Genomic DNA, 21,939 nt, shown 5'->3' on the forward strand with positions numbered 1-21,939 from the left:
TTCTTGCAATTACATTGCGTAAGCGACGCGAAAGGCGGCTCCGCGACACGCTCCGACCCTCAGGGACAGCCAGTTCCGGCTTCCGGGTTGCGTGTCCTGATCGAGCCGCCTTCTTTGTTTTATGAGCCCAACCCCGATCAAGCATTACCTCCAGTTCAGCGATTTCGGACCCGAAGAGTACGAATACCTGCTGGACCGCGCGCGGATCCTCAAGGCCAAGTTCAAGAACTACGAGACATGGCACCCGCTGCACGACCGCACGCTGGCCATGATCTTCGAGAAGAATTCCACGCGCACGCGCCTGTCGTTCGAAGCCGGCATCCACCAGCTTGGCGGCCATGCGGTGTTCCTGAACACGCGTGACTCCCAGCTGGGCCGTGGCGAGCCGATCGAGGACGCCGCCCAGGTGATCTCGCGCATGGTGGACATCATCATGATCCGCACGTTCGGCCAGGAGATCCTGGAGCGCTTTGCCGCGCATTCGCGCGTGCCGGTCATCAACGGGCTTACCAACGAATACCATCCGTGCCAGGTGCTGGCCGATATCTTCACCTACATCGAGCAGCGCGGCAGCATTGCGGGCAAGACCGTGGCGTGGATCGGCGATGCCAATAACATGGCGTACACCTGGATCCAGGCCGCCGAGCGTCTGGGTTTCACGTTCCATTTCTCGGCCCCGCCGGGGTATCAGCTCGAGCCGGCCATGGTGCCGGCCACGGCCGCGCACCTGGTCAAGGTGTTCGATAATCCGCTCGATGCCTGCCAGGGCGCGCACCTGGTGACCACCGATGTCTGGACCAGCATGGGCTTCGAGGCCGAGAACGACGTGCGCAAGCGCGCGTTCCAGGACTGGATGGTGACCACGGCGATGATGGACCGCGCCACCGATGACGCGCTGTTCATGCACTGCCTGCCCGCCCACCGTGGCGAGGAAGTGGAAGCGGCGGTCATCGACGGCCCGCGCAGCGTGGTCTGGGAGGAAGCCGAGAACCGCCTCCACGTGCAGAAGGCGCTGATGGAATTCCTGCTCTGCGGCCGTTACTGAACACCGCGCCACACCCGACGAAATGGGGCCTGCAAGGGCCCCGTTTTTACGTCCGCCGTCATTCGGCCAAATTCCGGTCAAGTCAATCGATATCCGTCCAAATCCCTGAGGAGAGTGAACAAATGAGTCAGTTCGACAATGTTTCCGTGGTCAAGAAGGCCAACCTGTACTTTGACGGCAAGTGCGTGAGCCACACGGTGGTGTTTCCCGATGGCACGCGCAAGACGCTGGGCGTGATCTTCCCGGCCACGCTGAACTTCAACACGGGCGCGCCGGAGATCATGGAGATCAACGGCGGCAGCTGCCGCGTGCGTCTGGCTGGCTCGGAAGAATGGAAGACCTATGGCGCGGGCCAGCAGTTCGACGTGCCGGGCAACAGCAATTTCGATATCGAAGTGACCGAGACGCTGGACTACGTCTGCCACTTTGGCTGATTTGCCGGGGTGAGGGGGCCGCGCGGCGGCCTCAGAGGATCACCGGCTCCGGCTCGATCCGCACGCCGAAACGCGCCTGGACCGTATCGGCGATGCGGTCCGCCAGCTTGAGCAGCGCGGCACCCGTGCCGCCGCCGTGGTGCACCAGCACCAGCGCCTGCTTGCCGTAGACGCCCACCGGGCCGTCATCGAACCCCTTGAACCCGCATTGATCGATCAGCCAGCCCGCCGCGAGCTTGTACCCGCCGTCGGGCTGTGGATAACTGACCAGCGACGGGTGCGCGGCCAGCAGCGCGTTGCGCAGCGCGGCATCGACCACGGGATTCTTGAAGAAACTACCAGCATTGCCGATCTGGGCGGGGTCCGGCAGTTTGCGCGAGCGGATGGCCACCACGGCGTCGCGGACCTGGGCCGCATCGGGCGTGGCCACCGACTCCAGTTCCCGCGCCAGTTCGCCATAGTTGAGCACCGGCGCCCACGCCTTCGGCAGGCGCAGGGTGACGGCCGTGATCAGGTAGCGGTCGCGCCCGTTGCGCTTGAAAAGGCTGTCCCGGTAGCCGAAGGCGCATTGTTCGCGGTCCAGAGTGACGAAGGCGCCAGTCTGGCGATCATGGGCGCGCAGGCTGGCGAAGCGCTCGCGCAGCTCCACGCCATAGGCGCCGATGTTCTGGATCGGCGCCGCGCCGGCCGTGCCGGGGATCAGGGCGAGGTTTTCCAGCCCGGGCAGGCCGTCCGCGATGGTGCGGCCTACCAGCCCGTGCCAGTTCTCGCCGGCACCGGCGGTGACCAGCCAGCCGTCGCCGTCATCCACCACCGCGTAGCCGGGGATTTCCATCAGCAGCACCAGCGCGTCGAGGTCGCCGGTCAGCACCACATTGCTGCCGCCGCCCAGCACCACCAGCGGCAAGCCCTGCGCGCGCGGGTCGGCCAGCGCGGCCAGCAGGTCGGCTTCGGTGCGAATGTGGGCCGCGAGGCGCGCCCGGACATCGAAACCGAATGTATTGTGCCGGCGCAGGGGATAGAATTCGTGGAAATCTGCCATCAAGGGAAGGGTTTGCGGCCGCCGCGGCGGGCGACCCGGACTGCGGGGTAGGCCCGATTATACGTAGGAGAATCGAAAATGCCGTCGTTCGACGTAGTGTGTGAAGCCAATATGGTGGAAGTGAAGAACGCCGTGGAGCAGTCCAACAAGGAAATTTCCACGCGCTTCGACTTCAAGGGCTCCGACGCCCGTGTGGAACAGAAAGAAGGCGAGTTGACCGCGTTTGCCGATGATGACTTCAAGCTCGGCCAGGTCAAGGACGTGCTCATCAACAAGATGGCCAAGCGCAACGTGGACGTGCGCTTCCTCGACTACGGCAAGACCGAGAAGATGAGCGGCGACAAGCTCAAGCAGGTCATCACGATCAAGAAGGGCGTGACTGGCGATCTGGCCAAGAAGATCGTCCGCATGATCAAGGACAGCAAGATCAAGGTGCAGGCCAGCATCCAGGGCGACGCCGTGCGCGTCTCCGGCACCAAGCGCGACGACCTGCAGTCGGTGATCGCGCTGCTGCGCAAGGATGTTTCGGACGCGCCGCTGGACTTCAACAACTTCCGCGACTAAGCGCCCGCCGGCGCGGCGTCTGCGCCGCGCCCGGGAACGTGTGATTGCGCCGGCTTATTGCGCCATCTTATTGCGTCTGCCGCGCCTGCGGCAGACCGCCGATCTTCGCGCCCGGCTTGATGCCCTTCTGCGCGAACCACCCCTTGTTCATCTCGAGCGCATAGCGCACCGCCGCGCGCGGGCAGTGGTTGTCCTCGCTCTGCGGGGCCATGTCCTCGATGTTCACGATGCTGCCGTCGTCGGCCAGGAAGGCAATCGAGAGCGGCAGGTTCGTGTTCTTCATCCAGAAGCAGTGACCGGCTTTTTCATCGAAAACGAATAGCATGCCGGCGTTGGCGGGCATGGTCTTGCGATACATCAGGCCGCGCTCGCGCGCCTCGGGCGAGGCGGCCACCTCGGCCTGGATGGCATACATGCCGGCCGTCAGCGAAATCACGGGCAGCGCGGCCTGGGCCTGGGCGAGGCTGGCGAGGGACGTCAGCGCGGCGGCGCCGGCGGCCAGCAGAATCTTGGGCACGAGTTGCATGGCTTGGGAGGGGATTTGGAAGTTCGACCGCCGAGAGCATAGCGCAGCCCGGCGCCCCCGCGCTTGCGCGGACGCACCGGCGCATGAAAAAAGGCAGGCCGCCGATGCGCGCCTGCCTTTCCGATGGGCGGCACGCCGGGCTTGCGCCGGGCCGCCGCAGCACCGCCCTTATTGGGTGGTAGTTGCCGAAGGTGCCTTCTTGGTGGAGGCGTGCTTCGCGTGCTTCTTCTTGCTGGTCTTCGCGGGCTTGGCGGCTTCCTTGGCGGCCGGTGCGGTGTCCGTGGCGGGAGCGGCCGGAGCCTGGGCAAACGCGCCAGTGGCGAACAGTCCGACAACCAGGGCAGCGATCAGTTTTTTCATTGCGAGTACCTCAAAGTGGGTTCTGCGTAAGGGATTCGACGGGGCGGTGCCTGGCCCGTCTGCCCACTGAAACGGCGTGCGCAATCGTGCCGTTGACGTTGTGCTTGTCACTATTTGTAACGGCGCCTTACCGGTGGCCGGGCTTGCGGGCGTGTTTGCAGGCGAGGGGACGGCTTCGGCGACGGCTGCGGCAGCCCGAGCATGGCCGGATCGATCTCGCACCAGGCGCCCGGCGCCAGTCCCAGCTCGGGCAAGGCCAGCGCGCCGATGCCCACGCGCACCAGCCGCAGCGTGGGAAACCCCACGGCGGCGGTCATCCGCCTGACCTGGCGGTTCTTGCCTTCGCGGATCTGCAATTCCACCCAGGTGGCGGGAATGGCCGCACGGAAGCGGATCGGCGGATCGCGCGTCCAGAGCCAGTGGGGTTCGTCGATGATGCGCGCCGAAGCCGGCAGCGTACGGAAATCGCCTAGATCGACGCCGGCGCGCAGCGCGGCCAGCGCGGTGGCATCGGGCACCCCCTCGACCTGGGCCAGATAGGTCTTGGCCAGCTTGTGGTGCGGGTCCGCGATGCGGGCCTGGAGCGCGCCATCATCGGTCAGCAGCAGCAGGCCCTCGCTGTCGGCGTCCAGCCGGCCGGCCGGATAGACGCCGGGCACGCGCACGCAGTCCGCCAGCGTTGGCCGCGTAGGATGCGCGGAGAACTGGCTCATCGTGTTGAACGGCTTGTTCAGGGCAATCAGGGTCATGGGCGCGAAGTATGCCAGCCGCCGGCCTGCAGCGGCAGCGGCCCGATTTGGCGAATCCCAAATCCATGTTGCATAATAATGAGACTAGTCTTATGTCTTATATAAGACTCATTTGACAATATCCATGCTGACCGAGCGGCGCGGCGGGGTTCCCCTCTACAATGCTTCGCATCAGTCACGCATTGGCACTGCCGGGCACTGGCCGGGCAGCGACACAACCCGCAAGTGGAGACGTTCATGTACCAGCACATCAAGGTCCCGGCAGGCGAGAAGATCACGGTCAACGCCGATTCCTCGCTCAACGTGCCGGACAATCCCATCATTCCGTACATCGAGGGCGACGGCACGGGTGTGGATATCACCCCGGTGATGCTCAAGGTGGTGGACGCCGCCGTGGCAAAGGCCTACGGCGGCAAGCGCAAGCTGGCCTGGATGGAGATCTACGCCGGCGAGAAGTCCACGCGCCTCTATGGCCCGGACGTGTGGCTGCCGGACGAGACCCTGCAGGTGGTGAAGGACTACGTGGTGTCGATCAAGGGCCCGCTGACCACCCCGGTGGGTGGTGGCATCCGCTCCCTGAACGTGGCGCTGCGCCAGCAACTCGACCTCTACGTCTGCCTGCGCCCGGTGCGCTACTTCAAGGGTGTGCCCTCGCCGGTGCGCGAGCCGGAGAAGATCGACATGGTGATCTTCCGAGAGAATTCGGAAGATATCTATGCCGGTATCGAATGGGAAGCGGGCAGCGAAGGCGCGAAGAAGCTGATCAAGTTCCTGCAGGACGAGATGGGCGTCAAGAAAATCCGATTCCCGGAGACATCGGGCATCGGCGTGAAGCCTGTGTCGCGCGAGGGCACCCAGCGGCTGGTGCGCAAGGCAATCCAGTATGCCATCGACAACGACAAGCCGTCGGTCACGCTGGTGCACAAGGGCAACATCATGAAGTTCACCGAGGGTGGCTTCCGTGACTGGGGCTACGAACTGGCGCTGCAGGAATTCGGCGCGGAACTGGTCGATGGCGGTCCGTGGTGCAAGCTGAAGAACCCGAAGACGGGCCGGGACATCGTCATCAAGGACGCCATTGCCGATGCCTTCCTGCAGCAGATCCTGCTGCGTCCGGCCGAGTACTCGGTCATCGCCACGCTCAACCTGAATGGCGATTATGTCTCCGACGCGCTGGCGGCCCAGGTGGGCGGCATCGGCATTGCGCCGGGCGCGAATATGTCCGACACGGTGGCCATGTTCGAGGCTACCCACGGCACCGCGCCGAAATATGCCGGCAAGGACTATGTGAATCCGGGCTCGGAGATCCTCTCGGCGGAAATGATGCTGCGCCACATGGGCTGGACCGAAGCAGCCGACCTGATCATCGCGTCGATGGAAAAATCGATCCAGTCGAAAAAGGTGACCTACGACTTCGCACGGCTGCTGGAAGGCGCCACGCAGGTATCCTGCTCGGGGTTCGGGCAGGTGATGATTGACAATATGTAAGGATGTTTCGGGCCTCATCGGCCGATTCCAAGCAAAGAACCCCGGTGGCTGACAGGCGACCGGGGTTTTTTGTTGGCTTGGGGGAGTGCCACAGCACGCCCTCGCTGTATGGTGGCGTGGTCAGGCTGCCGGTGTAGACGGCATGGCCCCTTCTGGCGGTTGACCTCGCCATCCGCTACAACATCAGAATTCGGTGTTTTACGAGGAGATCGTCATGGATGACCCGTTTCGCCGCACGGCGCTTGGTGCCGCGCTGTTCTACAAGGATCCGCTGACCGCGCTCGACTGGCTCGAACGCGCGTTTGGCTTCGAGCGCGTGATGGTGATTACCGACAAGGAAGGCCATCTCGTGCATTCGGAAATGCGCTATCGCGACAGCTACCTGATGGTGGGCAGCGAGTGGGCCGACTACACGGCCAGCCCGGCGTCGGTCGGCGGCAAGAACACGCAGGCGGTGCATGTGCACATGCCGGATGGGCTTGACGAGCATTGCGAGCGGGCGCGTGCCGCCGGTGCGGTGATCGTACGGGAGCCGGAAGACCAGTTCTACGGCGACCGCGTCTATTCGGCGCGCGACCCGGAAGGGCATGTCTGGAGTTTCGGGCAGTCGGTGCGCAAGGTCAGCCGCGAGGCGGCCGAGCTGGCCAGCGGGCTGAACATAGAGGGGTGGACCGGCTGACGCAAGCCACGCCGACCGTACAAAGCAAGACGCCCGGCTCTCACCGGGCGTCTTGTTGGATGCGTGGCGTATCGCTTGTGAACCGCTACTGCAGCGTGCCGCGCTGGCGGGCCAGCGTGGCACAGGATCCCGTTCCGGGGGAGCGCGTCCCCCCGCATCCGTTTGACCGCCGCGGCTCTGGGGCCCGTGCGGTCGCGGCGCGACTTTTACTGTGCGTCCTGGATATTCGTGGCCTGCTTGCCCTTAGGGCCCTGCACCACCTCGAACACCACGCGCTGGCCTTCCTTCAGCGTCTTGAAACCCGCCATCTGGATCGCCGAAAAGTGCGCAAACAGTTCTTCCTCGCCATCGTCCGGCTTGATAAAACCGAAACCCTTGGCGTCATTGAACCATTTGACGATACCGCTAGCCATAAACTCCCCCAACGAAAAAACAGATTTTCAAGCGGGGAAACCTGTGGCCAGCCGCATGACGCCGGCACGCCCGCCGGGCCGGTCCTTGTCGGATGCGGCCGGTGGGAATCGCCAGGTCTTGTGGAGCGCGTGGCAAGACATTGCGATCCGCCTGATAATCAGGTGGAACACGTCATGCCGACGCCGGTCGTGGGCCTCCCTGCTCACGGAATCATCCGGGCCGGCCTTGTACGTTTGGCTCGCCGGCCGGGCCTGGATGTGCGACCGATTTTTCTGGCAAACCACCATACTGTCAAGCTGGCAGATTCCCCACTCGGCGTAGGGTGTGGCGGGATTGAAACGGCCCGGAATGGTACCTTTGAGGAGGCGTGCAGCCCGCCCGAAGGCCGGGCGCGCCGTGCACCACGGACGTGCGGCGTAAGTCGTTTGCGGCATTTCCGTGCGTTCGGACACGTTGGAACTTTCCGAAGGTGTGGCCCTTGAATACGTGGCCATTTCCCCAAATTGCAGACTTGTGAGTAAGGGTTAGAATAAAGCCATGGCGACACGGCTGGCGAATACCCCACAACGCGAGACAGGCACCGTCATCGAACGGAAGGAGCAACAGCTCAAACCCCCGGCGATGTACAAGGTGGTCCTGCTCAACGACGACTACACACCGATGGAGTTCGTCGTGATGATCCTGCAGCAGTATTTCAGCAGGGACCGGGAAACGGCGACGCAGATCATGCTCACCGTCCACCGGGAAGGCAAGGGCGTTTGCGGTATCTACACGCGGGATATCGCAGCGACCAAGGTCGAGCTTGTATCAACCCATGCGCGGCAGGCGGGCCACCCGTTGCAGTGCGTGATGGAGGAAGCATGATTGCGCAAGAATTGGAAGTAAGCCTGCACATGGCTTTTGTCGAAGCCCGCCAGGCGCGCCACGAGTTCATTACCGTGGAACACCTGCTGCTGGCGTTGCTCGACAACCCGACGGCAGCCGAAGTGCTGCGCGCGTGCGCAGCCAACATCGAGGACTTGCGCACCAGCCTGAAGAACTTCATTGCCGATAACACCCCGGTCGTACCGGGGTCGGACGAGGTGGACACGCAACCCACGCTGGGCTTCCAGCGTGTGATCCAGCGCGCCATCATGCACGTGCAGTCCACGTCCAACGGCAAGAAGGAAGTCACCGGCGCGAATGTTCTGGTGGCTATCTTCGGCGAAAAGGACTCACATGCGGTCTACTACCTGCAACAGCAGGGGGTAACGCGCCTCGATGTCGTCAATTTCATCAGCCACGGCATCCGCAAGGACCAGTCCGAGCCGGCCAAGCACGGCGAGGGCAATGCCGAGGGCGAGGGCGGTGACGGCAAGGAAAGCCCGCTCGAGCAATACACCCAGAACCTGAACGCCCTGGCCAAGGCCGGCAAGATCGATCCGCTGATCGGCCGGGATTCCGAGGTGGAGCGCGTGGTGCAGGTGCTGTGCCGCCGACGCAAGAACAACCCGCTGCTGGTGGGCGAGGCTGGCGTGGGCAAGACCGCCATCGCCGAGGGCCTGGCGTGGCGCATCACCAAGAACGAAGTACCCGACATCCTGGAAAAGGCAGTCGTGTACTCGCTCGACATGGGCGCGCTGCTGGCCGGCACCAAGTACCGGGGCGATTTCGAGCAACGCCTGAAGGGTGTGCTGAAGTCGCTCAAGGACAATCCGAACGCGATCCTGTTCATCGACGAAATCCATACGCTGATTGGCGCGGGTGCCGCATCGGGCGGCACGCTGGACGCCAGCAACCTGCTCAAGCCGGCGCTGTCGTCGGGGGCGCTCAAGTGCGTTGGTGCGACCACGTTCACCGAATATCGCGGCATTTTCGAGAAAGATGCGGCGTTGTCGCGTCGTTTCCAGAAGATTGACGTGGTCGAGCCCTCCGTGGACCAGACCGTGCAGATTCTGCGCGGCCTGAAGTCGCGCTTCGAGGAGCACCACGGCGTCAAGTACGCGGCGGCGGCGCTGACTGCGGCCGCCGAGTTGTCGGCGCGCTTCATCACCGACCGTCATCTGCCGGACAAGGCCATCGATGTGATCGATGAGGCAGGCGCTGCGCAGCGTATCCTGCCGAAGTCGAAGCAGAAGAAGACCATTGGCAAGGGCGAGATCGAGGACATCGTCTCGCGCATCGCGCGCATCCCGCCGCAGAGCGTGAACCAGGACGACCGCAGCAAGCTGCAGACGCTGGATCGTGACCTGAAGTCGGTGGTGTTCGGGCAGGATCCGGCCATCGAGGCGCTGTCGTCGGCCATCAAGATGTCGCGGGCTGGCCTGGGCAAGACGGACAAGCCGATCGGCTCGTTCCTGTTCTCCGGCCCGACCGGCGTCGGCAAGACCGAAGTCGCCAAGCAACTCGCGTTCATCATGGGCATCGAGCTGCTGCGCTTCGACATGTCCGAATACATGGAACGCCACGCGGTCAGCCGGCTGATTGGCGCGCCTCCGGGCTATGTCGGCTTTGATCAGGGTGGTTTGCTGACTGAAGCTGTGACGAAGAAGCCGCACTGCGTGCTGCTGCTCGATGAGATCGAAAAGGCACATCCGGATATCTTCAATATCCTGCTGCAGGTGATGGACCATGGTGCGCTGACCGACAACAACGGCCGGCGCGCTGACTTCCGCAACGTGATCATCATCATGACCACGAACGCGGGGGCGGAAACCATGAACCGCGCCACGATCGGCTTCACGAGTGCGCGCGAGCAGGGCGACGAGATGGCTGACATCAAGCGCATGTTCACGCCGGAGTTCCGCAACCGCCTGGACGCGACCATCAGCTTCCGCTCGCTGGATGAGGAGATCATCCTGCGCGTGGTGGACAAGTTCCTGATGCAGCTGGAAGAGCAGCTGCATGAGAAGAAGGTGGAAGCGAGCTTCACCGAGAAGCTGCGCAAGTTCCTGGCCAAGAAGGGCTTCGATCCGCTGATGGGTGCGCGGCCGATGCAGCGCCTGATCCAGGACATGATCCGCAAGGCACTTGCCGACGAGCTGCTGTTCGGCAAGCTTGTGACCGGCGGCAAGGTGGTCGTGGACCTGGACGAGGGCGATCAGATCAAGCTGACGTTCTCCGAGGCTGATCCGGAACCGCCGGAAGCACCGGAAAGCGAACAGCGCGCCGAGGCCTGAATCTCTCACCGGGCTTGGCGGGCCGGCCTCAGTGCCGGCCCGTTTGTTCGTGGATTGTTCCATTTCTGGGCGATCAACGACGCCCGCGCCAGCAACGTGGGCGATCATCGGGCAAAATAGTGGGCGGCGGCGTGCCGCCCTTTCTTTTTTTGTACGCGGTCGGTTGACCGCCCAGCCTGAGTTATCGATGTCTTCTCCCGAACGCGCGCGGCTTCGCCGCCTGCTGCTCAAGACGCTGCCGATGGGGGCCCTGCCCACGTCCCTGGCGTCCTTCGCCGCCGTGACCCATGCCGAAACCGGTGCCGGGAACCGGCCGATTGCGATGGTGTTGCCGTTCCCGCCGGGTGGCAGCGTGGACATCGTGGCGCGCCAGTTGCAACCGGGGCTGAAGACTGGCCTCGGCCAGACCGTGGTGGTCGACAACAAGCCCGGCGCAGGCGGCCTGATCGCCAGCAGCACCGTGGCGCGCGCCAAGCCGGACGGCACGACGCTGCTGATGGCGTTCGATACGCACGCGATCAACCCATTTGCGTACAAGAACCTGCCGTACGACACCTTCAACGACTTCACGCCGATTACCCAGCTGGTGCGCTTTCCGCTGGTCATTGCCGCAAATCCGGCACTCGGCGCATCGAACGTCAAGGAATTGATCGAACTGGCCAAGGGCAAGCCGGGCGGCATTCGCTATGCCTCGTCGGGCATTGGCAGCCTGAACCAGCTGGCCGCCGAGGCACTGGCCACCGAGGCCGGCGTGCAGTTCCTCCACGTGCCCTACAAGGGCGGCGGCCCGGCTGTGCAGGCCGTGCTGGCGGGCGAGGTGGACGTGTTCTTCAGCAGCTTCGCGGCGGTGCAGGCGCACGTGGCGGCCAAGACCATCAAGGTGCTTGGCGTGACCGGCACGAGCCGCATCCGCCAGTTGCCGCAGGTGCCGACCGTGGCCGAGCAGGGCTTCAAGGGCTTCGAGGCGTATTCGTGGATCGGCGTGTTCGGCCCGGCCGGCATGCAGTCCGCCACGGTGACGCGGCTGCATGACGCGCTGGCGGAATCGATCCGCCAGCCCAAGGTGGTCGAGGCGTTGTCGGCCCAGGGTTTCGAGATCGCCGTGGGTACGCCGACGGACCTCGGCAACCTGGTGCGGCACGAGCACGACAAGTGGCAAGCCGTGGCCCGCAAGGCCAATATCCAGTTCGAATAAGCGATGACGGCTGTCTCCGAACCGTTTGACCACGCCGTGGTGGTCTGCGGCGATCTCGATACTGCCGCCGCCAATTGGCGTGCCCTTGGCTTCACATTGACGCCGCGCGGCTATCACACGCTCGGTTCGCAGAACCACTGCATCATGCTGGCGCGCGATTATCTCGAGCTGCTCCACGTGACCGCGCCGAGCCCGAGCCGCCAGTACTACTGGGACGCCCAGCAGCGCGGCGACGGTTGCGCGGCGATGTCCTGCAAGAGCCGCGATGCCTTCGCCACGGCGGCACGGCTGCGCGCGGCGGGCTACCAGACATCCGATCCGATCGAGTTCTCCCGGCCAGTGCGCCTGGACGACGGCTCGGAGCACCCGGCTACCTTCCGCGTGACGGCCCTCGACGAGGCCCCCGGCGCGCGTTACTTCGTCTGCGAGCACCGCACGCCGGAATTGCTGTGGCGTCCGGAATGGATGACGCACGCGAACGGCGCCACCGCCATCGAAGTGGCCTATCTGGTCGTGGAAGCGGGGCAGGTGAGGGCGGCGGCAGCCGCCTATGCGGAGATGACCGCCGGCACGCCGATTGCTGCCGATGATCGCGTCGCGCGCATCGCGGTGGATGGCGCCGAACTGGTCATCTCGACGGCCGATGCGCTGGCTGAGGTGACGGGTACGCTACACATCACCGCGAAGACGACGGGATACGCCGCAATTCGGCTTAGCACGTCGGATCTGGCAAAAGCGCGCACTCACTGGGGCACGCAGTCGGTTGCCACGGTGGACCTTGGCCAGCAGGCCACGCTGGTCCCGGCGGCCAGCGCCAACGGCGTGGCGCTGGTCTTCGCGCAGGCCTGATCGAGCCTTAAAACGTCGCTCAGCCGGCCTTGGCGTGATGCACGCCGGTCGAGCCGAAGCCGCCCGCGCCGCGGGCGGTGTCCGCCGAAAACTCGGTCACGGTCGTGAACACGGGTCGCAGCACCGGTACGAACATCATCTGGGCGATGCGCTCGCCGGGCTGGATCACGATCGGCTCGGTACCGGGCGCGTTGCGATTCCACACACTCACCATGATTTGGCCCTGGTAATCGGCGTCGATCACCCCGATCGAATTGCCGAGTACGAGACCTTTCTTATGGCCCAGGCCCGAGCGCGGCACGATGGTGGCGGCCATGTAGGGGTTGCCCATGTGCACGGCGATGCCGGCCGGCACCAGTTGCGCGGCGGTGCCGGGGGCGATGCTGACCGGGCCGTCCACGCAGGCGTGCAGGTCGATGGCGGCGGCCATGTCGCTCTGGTACGCCGGCAGGCCCCAGTCATTGAGGCGGGCGTCCAGGACCTTGATTTCGACGGCGGGGTTCAGGGGTGCGGTCATGTGCGAATCCGGGTAAATGGCCTGCAAAGGGCCAGGAAAAATCTGAAGAAGGCAGGGTGGGATGATAACTGCGCGCGGGACTCAGCCGGCCGCTTCGCCGGAGAGGTCGAACGCCTCGGCGAGCAGCTGGTAGGTGCGCAGCCGCGCCGCGTACGACGCCGTCACGCTCAGCACCACCAGTTCGTCGGCCGCGAAGCGCTCGCGCAGCGCCAGCATGCGCTCGGCCACCACCTCGGGCGTGCCGCAGATGGTTCGCGGACGTTCGCGCTCGATAATCATGCGATCGCGCTCGTTCGGCGTGAAATCGGCCGCCTGGGCCAGCGAAGGAATCGGCGCGTTGACGCCATACGCCATCTGCAGGCGACGGATGTCCACGGCGCGTTCCAGTTCGGCCGCTTCCGCCTCGGTATCGGCGCAGATCACGAAGACGGCGGCCGCGCTGTAGGGGGCATCCTCGTAGCCGGGCTCGAATCCGGCCCGGTACTGCTGGGCCACGGCGTGTCCGCCATGGGCATTGATGAAGTGGGCGAACGCAAAGCGGAGGCCCAGTTTCGCGGCCAGCGCGCCGCCGAAATCGCTCGAGCCGAGCACCCAGAGTTCCGGCCGGGTGTCGATGGCGGGTTGCAGCAGCACGCCTTCGGCCACGTGGCCGGGCGGCACCTCGCCGCGCAACAGCCAAACCAGGTCCTGCACCTGCTGCGGAAACTGGTCGCCCCGGTTGTACTGGCCCATCGCCACGGCCTGTGCCGTGCGCATGTCGCCGCCGGGCGCGCGGCCCACGCCAAGATCGATCCGGTTGGGAAACAGGCCCTCGAGCATGCGGAACTGCTCGGCCACCTTGAAGGGGCTGTAGTAGGGCAGCATCACGCCGCCCGAGCCGAGCCTGATACGGTTTGTCACACTGCCGAGCCGCGCCAGCATGACCTCGGGCGCCGGGTTGCACACGCCCTGCAGGCCATGGTGCTCGGCGCACCAATAGCGCGTGTAGCCCAGGTCGTCGGCCAGTTGGGCCAGTTCGATGGTGGCGGCCAGCGCGTCGCGCGCGGTGTGGCCGGCAATCACCGGGCTCTGGTCGAGCACCGACAGGCGCAATTTGGGACGATTCTCAGCAGTCATGCGGTCGGAGGCTCAGACGGGTTTGCGCGGCAGGCGCTGGCCGATAGCGGCCACGAGGTCGCGTGCGAGCGAGAGTTTGTCGGCGCGCGGCAGCCGCGTCATGCCGCCTGCATCGAACAGCACGATCTCGTTGTCGTCCATGCCGAAGGTGTGGTGGCCGATATTGCCCACCAGCAGCGGCACGCCCTTGCGCTGGCGCTTCTGCTCGCCGTACTGCTCCAGGTTCTCGCTTTCGGCGGCGAACCCCACGCAATAGGGCGCATCGGCGCGCGCCGCCACGGCGGCCAGGATGTCCGGATTCTGGACGAACTGCAGCGTAGGCGTGTCGGTGTCGTTGGCCTTCTTGAGCTTCTGCCGGGACACCTCGGCAGGGCGCCAATCGGCCACGGCCGCCACGGCGACGAAGACGTCGACATCGCGCAGTTGCGCCATCACCGTGTCGTGCATCTGCTGGGCGCTGCGTACGTCGGTGCGCACCACCCCGCGCGGCGTGGGCAGCGCGGTGGGGCCGGCCACCAGCAGCACGTCGGCGCCGGCCTCGCGCGCGGCGCGGGCAATCGAGAAGCCCATCTTGCCCGACGACAGGTTGGTGATGCCGCGCACGGGGTCGATCGCCTCGAAGGTCGGCCCGGCCGTGATCAGCACGCGCTTGCCGGCGAGCGGCTTGGGCTGGAAGAAGGCGACGAGATCCTCGACGATCTCCGCCGGTTCCAGCATCCGGCCATCGCCGATCTCGCCGCAGGCCTGGTCGCCGGTGCCCGGGCCGAGAATCGCCACGCCGTCCGCGCGCAGTTGCGCGGCGTTGCGCTGGGTGGGCGCGGCTGCCCACATCTGGCGGTTCATCGCTGGCGCCACAAGCAGCGGGCATTCGCGCGCGATGCAGAGCGTTGTCAGCAGATCGTCGCACAGGCCGTTGGCCAGCTTGGCCAGGAAATCGGTGGAGGCCGGGGCGATCAGGATGGCATCGGCCTCGCGCGAGAGGTCGATGTGGGCCATGTTGTTGTCGATGCGCGCGTCCCACTGCGACAGGAACACGGGCCGCCCCGACAGCGCCTGCATGGTCACGGGCGTGATGAAATGCGTTGCCGCCTCGGTCATCGCCACCTGCACGGTGGCCCCGGCCTTGGTCAGCAGCCGGACCAGCTCGGCCGACTTGTAGCAGGCGATGCCGCCGGTCAGGCCAAGGACGATGTGCTTGCCTCGCAGATCCATGGGTAGGCTCTCAGGGTTCCAGTCAGTGACGACGAACGCGTCGCAGTTCGTCCAGAATCAGCAGCACCGCGCCGACCGTGATGGCGCAATCGGCCACGTTGAACGCCGGGAAATGCATGTTGCGCCAGTGGAAGTCGAGGAAGTCGATCACATGGCCGTACAGCACGCGATCCACGACGTTGCCGATGGCGCCGCCCAGGATCAGGGACACCGCCAGGCAGAACAGCTTCTGTCCCGTATGGCGGTACAGCAGCCAGACGATGAAGCCGCCTACCACCACGCCCAGCAGCGTGAAGAACCAACGCTGCCAGCCGCCGGCGTCGGCCAGGAAGCTGAACGCCGCGCCCTTGTTATAGACCAGCACGAGGTTGAAGAAGCGCGTGACCGGGCGCGACTCGCCGTACTGGAACGAACGCGTGATCAGGATCTTGAAGAACTGGTCGATCAGGACCACCAGCAGCGCGAAGGCCATCCAGAGCCAGGGCGTGACATTGGCACTGCCACGGCTCTTGGAAGTTTTACGAGCCGGCGTGGCGCGCGTCGATCGGGTGGAGGACGATGCCATCAGGCGTGGCTCCTGTGTTCACCGGCGCCGAACAGGTTGCTGTCGCAGCGGCCGCAAAGAGTCGGATGTTCGGGGTTATGGCCCACATCGGCGCGGTAATGCCAGCAACGTTCGCACTTCGCGTGCGCCGACGGCGTGACCGTGACGAGCAGGTCGCCGCCTTCCGGCGCGGCCGTGACCTTGGCCGCAGAGGTCAGCAGCACGAAGCGCAGGTCGTCGTGCAGGCTCTGCAGGGCCTCCAGCACCGGGCCGCCGGCCGCGATCGTGACTTCGGCCTGCAGCGACGAACCGATCTCGCCTTCCACACGCACCGACTCCAGCTGCTTGGTCACCTCCGCGCGCACGGCGCGGATTTCGTGCCATTTTTGCAGGAGATCGTCGGCGTTGTCGACGGCGGGCACCGCGTAGTACGTGCTCGTGAAGATGGTGTCCGTGTGCTCGGTGCCGTGGGCGAAGACCTGCCACGCTTCCTCGGCCGTGAACGACAGGAACGGCGCCATCCAGTGCAGCATGGCCTGGGTGATGTGATACAGCGCGTTCTGGGCGGCGCGGCGGGCCTGCGAATCGGGCGCCGTGGTGTACAGGCGGTCCTTGAGCACGTCGAGGTAAAAGCCGCCCAGGTCTTCCGAGCAGAAGGTCTGGAGCTTGGCCACCACCGGGTGGAACTCGTACGCCTGGTAGTGCGACAGCACTTCCTTCTGCAGGCGGTCTGTCAGCGCTACGGCGTAGCGGTCGATCTCGAGCCATTCGGAGGCCGGCAGCGCATGCTTGGCGTGGTCGTAGTCGGTCAGGTTCGACAGCAGGAATCGCAGCGTATTACGAATCCGGCGATAGCCTTCCACCACGCGCTTCAGGATTTCGTCCGAGATCGACAGTTCGCCGGAGTAGTCCGTGGAAGCCACCCAGAGGCGGATGATCTCGGCGCCCATCTTGTTGGAGATGTCCTGCGGCGACACGGTGTTGCCGACCGATTTGGACATCTTGCGACCTTCGCCGTCCACGGTGAAGCCGTGGGTCAGCAGCGCCTTGTACGGTGGCTTGCCGTACAGCATCGAGGCGGTCAGCAGCGACGAGTGGAACCAGCCGCGATGCTGGTCCGAGCCTTCGAGGTAGAGGTCCGCCAGGCGGCCATCAGGGGTATCGGCAGCCGGATCGTAGAGGTCATCGCGGTGCGAGCCCCGGATCACGGTCCAGTGCGTGGTGCCGGAGTCGAACCAGACGTCGAGCGTGTCGCGGTTCTTCTCGTAGACGGCGGCCTCATCGCCTAGCAATTCCTTCGGATCGAGCGCCTGCCAGGCCTCGATGCCGTGCGCCTCCACGCGCTGGGCAATCTGCTCCAGCAGCTCCGGCGTGCGCGGATGCAGGGCGCCCGTTTCCTTGTGGACGAAGAACGCCATCGGCACGCCCCATTGGCGCTGGCGCGAGAGCGTCCAGTCCGGGCGGTTGGCGATCATGTTGTGCAGCCGCTGCTTGCCCCAGGCGGGGTAGAACTCGGTGGCCTCGATACCGGCCAGCGCGGTCGCGCGCAGCGTGGGGCCGTTGTCGACCGGGTCCACGTCCATCCCCGCGAACCACTGCGAGGTGGCGCGGTAGATGATCGGCGTCTTGTGACGCCAGCAGTGCATGTAGCTGTGCTCGTACTTATGCGAATTGAACAGGTTGCCGGACTCGCGCAGCACCTCCACGATCTTGGGATTCGCGGCCCAGATCGAGAGCCCGCCGAACAGCGGCAGCGTGCTGGCGTAGACGCCATCGCCCATCACCGGGCTGATGATGTCCGCGTCGGGCATGCCGTGCGCCTTGCAGGACTGGAAATCTTCCACGCCATAGGCCGGCGCCGAGTGGACGATGCCGGTGCCGGTGTCGGTGGTCACGTAGTCGCCGAGGTAGACCGGCGAGGTGCGCGCGTAGCCGGCATCGACCTTGGCCAGCGGGTGGTGGAAGCGGATTTCCGACAGCGCGTCGCCGCGCGCAGTGGCCACCACGCTACCTTCCAGCGCATAGGTCTTGAGTTGTTCCTCGACGCGATCCTTGGCCAGGATCAGGAAGCCGCGCGGCGTGTCCACCAGCGCGTATTCCACTTCCGGGTGCATGTTCAGCGCCTGGTTGCTCGGGATGGTCCACGGAGTGGTGGTCCAGATCACCACCCAGCCGGGCTTGCCGGCGAGCTGCGCCACCGGCACTTGGAAGGCGTGCGCGAGCTTCTCAGGCTCCGCGAACGGGAAGCCCACGTCGATCGACAGGTCGGTCTTGTCCTTGTACTCGACCTCGGCCTCGGCCAGCGCCGAACCGCAGTCGAAACACCAGTTCACGGGCTTCAGGCCGCGGAACACGTACCCCTTCTCCATGATCTTGCCCAGCGCCCGCAGCTCATCGGCCTCGTTGCTGAAGTTCATGGTCAGGTAGGGGTGGTCCCAGTCGCCCAGCACGCCCAGGCGCTCGAAGTCCACCTTCTGGCGGGCGATCTGCTCGGTGGCGTAGGCACGTGCCTTGGCCTGCACTTCCTGCACCGGCAGGCCCTTGCCGAACTTCTTCTCGATCTGGATCTCGATCGGCATGCCGTGGCAGTCCCAGCCCGGCACGTACACGGCGTCCAGGCCGGTCAGCCCGCGCGCCTTGATGATCATGTCCTTGAGGACCTTGTTCACGGCGTGGCCGATGTGGATGTCGCCGTTGGCATACGGGGGGCCGTCGTGCAGCACGAACTTCTTCGCGCCCTTGCGCGCGGCGCGGATCTTCCTGTACAGCTGCTTGTCCTGCCACTGCTTCACCCATTGCGGCTCGCGCTTGGGCAGGTCGCCACGCATGGGGAAGGGGGTATCCAGCAGGTTCACCGGATACTTGCTTTTCTCGGGCTTGGCGCGTTTCTCGTCGGACATGTTCGATTCTCGGGGCAATTCGGTTGGGCGCGGCGGGTGGATGGCCGGCGCGCTGGTCATGGGCTACGGCGGGGCGGGTCCCGGCTGCTGCAACCTCTGGCAGCGGCCGGCCGCTAGCTAATTCGGTCGGTGGCGGAGGTGGCGAAGTCGCGCCGGCCCGGGCCGGCCTCGGTGCCGCCGGGGGCGGCCAGGCCGAAGAAGGCGCGGGCGTCGAGGGTGTCCTGGGCGATGGCGGCCGTCAGGGCCTCGAGCGTGTCGAAGCGCGCTTCGTCGCGCAGCTTCTTCATGAATTCCACGCGGACCAGCTTGCCGTACAGGTTCTCGTTGAAGTCGAACAGATGCACTTCCAGCAGCACGCGGCCGGCATCCTCGACGGTGGGCCGGACGCCGATGCTGGCCACGCCGGGCAACGGATGTTCGGCCAGCCCGTGCACCTGCACCACGAAGATGCCGTTCACGGCGGGCCGCTTGTGCGAGATCTTGAGGTTCAGCGTCGGGAAACCGAGGTCACGGCCGAGCTTGCGGCCGTGGATCACGTGCCCGCTGATGGCATAGCCATGGCCGAGCAGGCGCCGGGCGTGCTCGAGGTCGCCGTCGGCCAGCGCCTGGCGCACGGCCGAACTGGAGATGCGGATGCCGCCTTCGGAGACGGAGCCCATCTGCTCGACGTCGAACCCGAACTGGCGGCCCGCTTCCTGGAGATAGGCAAAGTCGCCGGCGCGGCGGGCGCCAAAGCGGAAGTCATCGCCCACCAGCACCCAGCGCGCGTGCAGTCCGTGCCAGAGCACGTTCTCGACGAATGCCTGCGGGGACTGGGCGGCGAAATGGGCGTTGAAGTGTTCCACGACCACGCGGTCCACCCCGTTGCGGCGCAGGGCGTCGAGCTTGTCGCGCAACAGCGCGATGCGCGTGGGCGCGTGCTCGGGGGTGAAGAATTCGCGCGGATGCGGCTCGAACGTCATCACACAGAGCGGCAGGCCACGGGCATCCGCGGCAGCGCGGGCGCGGGCGAGCAACGACTGGTGGCCGCGATGCACACCGTCGAAATTGCCGATGGTGAGCGCGCAGGGCGCCCGGCTTTCGGCGTTGGGCAGGCCGCGGAAGACTTTCACGAGGACGGCGGACTTAGCGTTTTGGGGAAAGGGGGCATTATAAGGCGAATGGGGCGGCTTGCCCCGCTTTGGGGGTGGACCGGGCCAGCCGGGGGCCGGGCAGGGCGGCGCCTTGCCCGCAAGCGTTGATTTTGTGCGTCATCCGGCCCGCCGGGCGTGGCGCCCTCAGGCAAAAGCCGGCATGATATGCGCGACTCGGACATGCCAGAGCCCTCTTTGAACGCGCTGCTCAACAAGATATTGCCCCCGCCCGGGCCACAACTGGATACCGAGACACGGGCCAAGCTGCTTGCCACGGTGCACCGCGTCTCGCCCACCGGCATCGCCGCGTCGGTCCTGCTGCCGTGGCTGACCGCCGCCGCCTTCTGGAGCGAGGCCAACCACATTGCCCTGCTGGCCTGGTGCGCGATCATGGCCGTGCTGACCGCCAGTGGCACCTGGTTCTATCTTGGCTACCAGCGCGACGCTGGAAAAATGAGCCGTTCAGCGCACACGCGCAAGTGGTGGAACCACATGCGCGCCATCGCCTTCCTCACCGGCCTGACCTGGGGCAGCTCTGCGCTGCTGCACCTGTATTCCAGCTCCGTGGTGTTCTCGAGCGTGCTGTACCTGCTCACGCTCGGCGTGCTGGCGGGCGGCGCTACCTCGCAATCGCCCATCCCGTCGAACCTTGTCTTCGCGGGCGTGCCGATCCTCGTGCCGAACGTATTGCTGGCCGATTTCGCCTTCCCGAACCACGGCGGCTACGTGCAGGTGCTGCTCGCCCTGTACGCGCTGATGCTGGCGCGCCACGCGCTGAACCTGCAGCAGACGCTGGTGCGCGCCATCCAGCTGGAGAGCGAAAGCCGCCGGCTGGCCAAGCAGTTCCAGGAGGAAAAGGAGCGCGCGCTCCACGCCAGCGAGGAGAAATCCCGCTTCCTGGCCGCCGCCAGCCACGACCTGCGCCAGCCCGTGCATGCGCTGGTCATGCTCGTGGAAGCGTTGCGTGCGCGCAACCAGTCGAGTTCGCTCCATCCGCTGGTGGAGCAGGTCGCGGCCGGCACGCAGACCATCGACCTGCTGTTCCGGTCCTTGCTCGACCTCTCCAAGCTCGAAGGCCGCAAGGTGCTGCCGACGCTGGAGCCGTGCGAGCTGAGTTCGCTGATCAACGATGTCATGAGCCAGTTTGCCGCCGATGCGCGCGACAGCGGCCTGACCCTGAGCCCGCGCGTGCCGAGCGAGCTGTATGCGATGGCCGAGCCGGTGCTGCTGCGCCGCGCGCTGTTCAATCTGGTGCAGAACGCGCTGCGCTATACCAAGCGCGGCGGCGTGCTGGTGACGGCGCGGCAGCGGCGCAAGCATATCCGGCTCGAAGTCTGGGACACCGGCGCCGGTATCACGCCCGAGCACCTCCCGGACATTTTCTCGCCGTATTACCAGGTCCATAACCCGCAGCGCGACCCCTCGCAGGGCCTGGGGCTGGGGCTGGCGATCTTCAAGGAATGCGTGCGCCTGATGCGCGGCACCTATGGCGTGCGCTCGGTGCCGGGCAAGGGCTCGGTGTTCTGGTTCGCGCTGGCGCCGGTGCCGGCTGAGACCGTGGAGGCCGTGCGCGCCATGCGCGCCAACATCCAGGCGCAGGAGGCCAAGCCCGAGCGGCTGCGCGGCACGGTGCTGGTGGTGGACGACGACAGCCAGATCCGCAAGGCGTGGATCGCGCTGATGGAGGCGTGGGGCATCCGCGTGGCCTGCGCCGCCCATGGCGCCGAGGCCGACGCGCTGTTCGCCAAGGGGCTGAAGCCGGACATCATCTTCTGCGACCTGCGCCTGCCCGGCAGCGAAAACGGCCTGGACCTGCTCGAGCGCTGGCAGACCACGCAGCCCCAGGCGCGCAGCGCGCTGCTGACTGGCGACCTGAAGTCGGCGGCGCTCCAGGCCGCCGAGGAGGCGGGCTACTTCGTGCTGCCCAAGCCGGTGGACCCGAGTAATCTGCGCATGCTGCTGCGGCGCTGGCTCCATCCGGCCTGACCATCGTTCGTGCTGCAAGCCATAACGC

The 21,939-nt window shown here is 65.7% G+C and carries 22 protein-coding genes; 10 read left to right on the forward strand and 12 right to left on the reverse strand.

Annotated features, from left to right (window positions below; translation table 11 throughout):
* Nucleotides 1–121: 121 nt before the first annotated feature.
* Nucleotides 122–1,045, forward strand: a complete 924-nt coding sequence (gene argF, locus SB751_RS05120) for an ornithine carbamoyltransferase (RefSeq protein WP_144202425.1) — start codon at nucleotides 122–124, stop codon at nucleotides 1,043–1,045.
* Nucleotides 1,046–1,167: 122 nt separating this feature from the next.
* Nucleotides 1,168–1,479 carry a pyrimidine/purine nucleoside phosphorylase gene (locus SB751_RS05125; protein WP_144202423.1) on the forward strand — a complete coding sequence of 104 codons (312 nt, stop codon included), beginning with the start codon at nucleotides 1,168–1,170 and terminating at the stop codon, nucleotides 1,477–1,479.
* A gap of 31 nt (nucleotides 1,480–1,510) precedes the next feature.
* Here SB751_RS05125 and murB read toward each other — a convergent pair whose 3' ends face one another.
* Nucleotides 1,511–2,521 (reverse strand): UDP-N-acetylmuramate dehydrogenase, encoded by a 1,011-nt coding sequence (gene murB / locus SB751_RS05130; RefSeq protein ID WP_144202421.1) that lies wholly within the window; start codon nucleotides 2,519–2,521, stop codon nucleotides 1,511–1,513.
* Nucleotides 2,522–2,599: 78 nt separating this feature from the next.
* On the opposite strand from murB, the gene SB751_RS05135 reads away from it, so the two are divergent.
* Nucleotides 2,600–3,085 (forward strand): YajQ family cyclic di-GMP-binding protein, encoded by a 486-nt coding sequence (locus SB751_RS05135; RefSeq protein WP_092301017.1) that lies wholly within the window; start codon nucleotides 2,600–2,602, stop codon nucleotides 3,083–3,085.
* A 67-nt stretch (nucleotides 3,086–3,152) separates the two neighbouring features.
* Here SB751_RS05135 and SB751_RS05140 read toward each other — a convergent pair whose 3' ends face one another.
* The 3 genes from SB751_RS05140 to SB751_RS05150 form a co-directional block, all read right to left on the reverse strand.
* Complete coding sequence (locus SB751_RS05140; RefSeq protein WP_144202419.1) at nucleotides 3,153–3,611, reverse strand: DUF192 domain-containing protein; 459 nt, start codon at nucleotides 3,609–3,611, stop codon at nucleotides 3,153–3,155.
* Nucleotides 3,612–3,779: 168 nt separating this feature from the next.
* The gene (locus tag SB751_RS05145; RefSeq protein WP_410747837.1) at nucleotides 3,780–3,971 is read right to left on the reverse strand and encodes a hypothetical protein; all 192 of its coding nucleotides are present in this window, start codon (nucleotides 3,969–3,971) and stop codon (nucleotides 3,780–3,782) included.
* 110 nt (nucleotides 3,972–4,081) lie between these two features.
* On the reverse strand, nucleotides 4,082–4,720 hold the full coding sequence (locus SB751_RS05150; RefSeq protein WP_144202415.1) for a pseudouridine synthase: 639 nt from the start codon (nucleotides 4,718–4,720) through the stop codon (nucleotides 4,082–4,084).
* Nucleotides 4,721–4,957: 237 nt separating this feature from the next.
* On the opposite strand from SB751_RS05150, the gene icd reads away from it, so the two are divergent.
* Nucleotides 4,958–6,208, forward strand: a complete 1,251-nt coding sequence (gene icd, locus SB751_RS05155) for an NADP-dependent isocitrate dehydrogenase (RefSeq protein WP_144202413.1) — start codon at nucleotides 4,958–4,960, stop codon at nucleotides 6,206–6,208.
* Nucleotides 6,209–6,422: 214 nt separating this feature from the next.
* On the forward strand, nucleotides 6,423–6,887 hold the full coding sequence (locus SB751_RS05160) for a VOC family protein (RefSeq protein WP_144202411.1): 465 nt from the start codon (nucleotides 6,423–6,425) through the stop codon (nucleotides 6,885–6,887).
* A 206-nt stretch (nucleotides 6,888–7,093) separates the two neighbouring features.
* Here the strand turns inward: SB751_RS05160 and SB751_RS05165 are convergent, their stop codons facing one another.
* Together SB751_RS05165 and SB751_RS05170 are read right to left on the reverse strand one after the other, a co-directional pair.
* Nucleotides 7,094–7,300, reverse strand: coding sequence for a cold-shock protein (locus tag SB751_RS05165; RefSeq protein WP_144202409.1), 207 nt, complete (start codon nucleotides 7,298–7,300; stop codon nucleotides 7,094–7,096).
* A 27-nt stretch (nucleotides 7,301–7,327) separates the two neighbouring features.
* A complete protein-coding gene (locus SB751_RS05170; RefSeq protein ID WP_144202407.1) occupies nucleotides 7,328–7,753 on the reverse strand; it encodes a hypothetical protein in 426 nt (141 codons plus the stop codon).
* A gap of 85 nt (nucleotides 7,754–7,838) precedes the next feature.
* Here SB751_RS05170 and clpS point away from each other — a divergent pair, with 85 nt between their 5' ends.
* The 4 genes from clpS (at nucleotide 7,839) to SB751_RS05190 (ending at nucleotide 12,503) form a co-directional block, all read left to right on the forward strand.
* Nucleotides 7,839–8,165, forward strand: coding sequence for an ATP-dependent Clp protease adapter ClpS (gene clpS, locus SB751_RS05175; protein ID WP_008644942.1), 327 nt, complete (start codon nucleotides 7,839–7,841; stop codon nucleotides 8,163–8,165).
* A complete protein-coding gene (gene clpA / locus SB751_RS05180) occupies nucleotides 8,162–10,459 on the forward strand; it encodes an ATP-dependent Clp protease ATP-binding subunit ClpA (RefSeq protein WP_144202404.1) in 2,298 nt (765 codons plus the stop codon). Before clpS ends, clpA begins: the two co-directional genes overlap by 4 nt.
* 187 nt (nucleotides 10,460–10,646) lie before the next feature.
* A complete protein-coding gene (locus SB751_RS05185; RefSeq protein ID WP_410747838.1) occupies nucleotides 10,647–11,654 on the forward strand; it encodes a Bug family tripartite tricarboxylate transporter substrate binding protein in 1,008 nt (335 codons plus the stop codon).
* Between the two features lie 3 nt (nucleotides 11,655–11,657).
* Nucleotides 11,658–12,503 (forward strand): VOC family protein, encoded by an 846-nt coding sequence (locus tag SB751_RS05190; protein ID WP_144202399.1) that lies wholly within the window; start codon nucleotides 11,658–11,660, stop codon nucleotides 12,501–12,503.
* Between the two features lie 19 nt (nucleotides 12,504–12,522).
* Here SB751_RS05190 and dut read toward each other — a convergent pair whose 3' ends face one another.
* The 6 genes from dut to SB751_RS05220 all read right to left on the reverse strand — a co-directional run bounded on the left by dut (nucleotide 12,523) and on the right by SB751_RS05220 (nucleotide 19,904).
* Complete coding sequence (gene dut, locus SB751_RS05195) at nucleotides 12,523–13,020, reverse strand: dUTP diphosphatase (protein WP_144202397.1); 498 nt, start codon at nucleotides 13,018–13,020, stop codon at nucleotides 12,523–12,525.
* Nucleotides 13,021–13,101: 81 nt separating this feature from the next.
* Nucleotides 13,102–14,136 (reverse strand): LLM class flavin-dependent oxidoreductase, encoded by a 1,035-nt coding sequence (locus SB751_RS05200; protein ID WP_144202395.1) that lies wholly within the window; start codon nucleotides 14,134–14,136, stop codon nucleotides 13,102–13,104.
* 12 nt (nucleotides 14,137–14,148) lie between these two features.
* Nucleotides 14,149–15,348, reverse strand: coding sequence for a bifunctional phosphopantothenoylcysteine decarboxylase/phosphopantothenate--cysteine ligase CoaBC (coaBC, locus tag SB751_RS05205; protein WP_144202393.1), 1,200 nt, complete (start codon nucleotides 15,346–15,348; stop codon nucleotides 14,149–14,151).
* 22 nt (nucleotides 15,349–15,370) lie between these two features.
* Entirely contained in the window at nucleotides 15,371–15,913 is a 543-nt protein-coding gene (lspA, locus tag SB751_RS05210) for a signal peptidase II (protein WP_092300975.1), read from the reverse strand.
* Nucleotides 15,913–18,792: an isoleucine--tRNA ligase gene (gene ileS / locus SB751_RS05215; protein ID WP_144202391.1), complete on the reverse strand. Its 2,880-nt coding sequence runs from the start codon at nucleotides 18,790–18,792 to the stop codon at nucleotides 15,913–15,915. The genes lspA and ileS overlap by 1 nt, the downstream gene beginning before the upstream one ends.
* A 113-nt stretch (nucleotides 18,793–18,905) precedes the next feature.
* Nucleotides 18,906–19,904, reverse strand: a complete 999-nt coding sequence (locus SB751_RS05220; RefSeq protein WP_144202389.1) for a bifunctional riboflavin kinase/FAD synthetase — start codon at nucleotides 19,902–19,904, stop codon at nucleotides 18,906–18,908.
* Between the two features lie 201 nt (nucleotides 19,905–20,105).
* Here SB751_RS05220 and SB751_RS05225 point away from each other — a divergent pair, with 201 nt between their 5' ends.
* Entirely contained in the window at nucleotides 20,106–21,911 is a 1,806-nt protein-coding gene (locus tag SB751_RS05225) for a hybrid sensor histidine kinase/response regulator (RefSeq protein ID WP_144202387.1), read from the forward strand.
* The last annotated feature ends 28 nt before the right edge of the window (nucleotides 21,912–21,939 follow it).

This window comes from Cupriavidus sp. SIMBA_020 (genome assembly GCF_046535395.1).
Classification (GTDB): Bacteria; Pseudomonadota; Gammaproteobacteria; order Burkholderiales; family Burkholderiaceae; genus Cupriavidus; species Cupriavidus campinensis.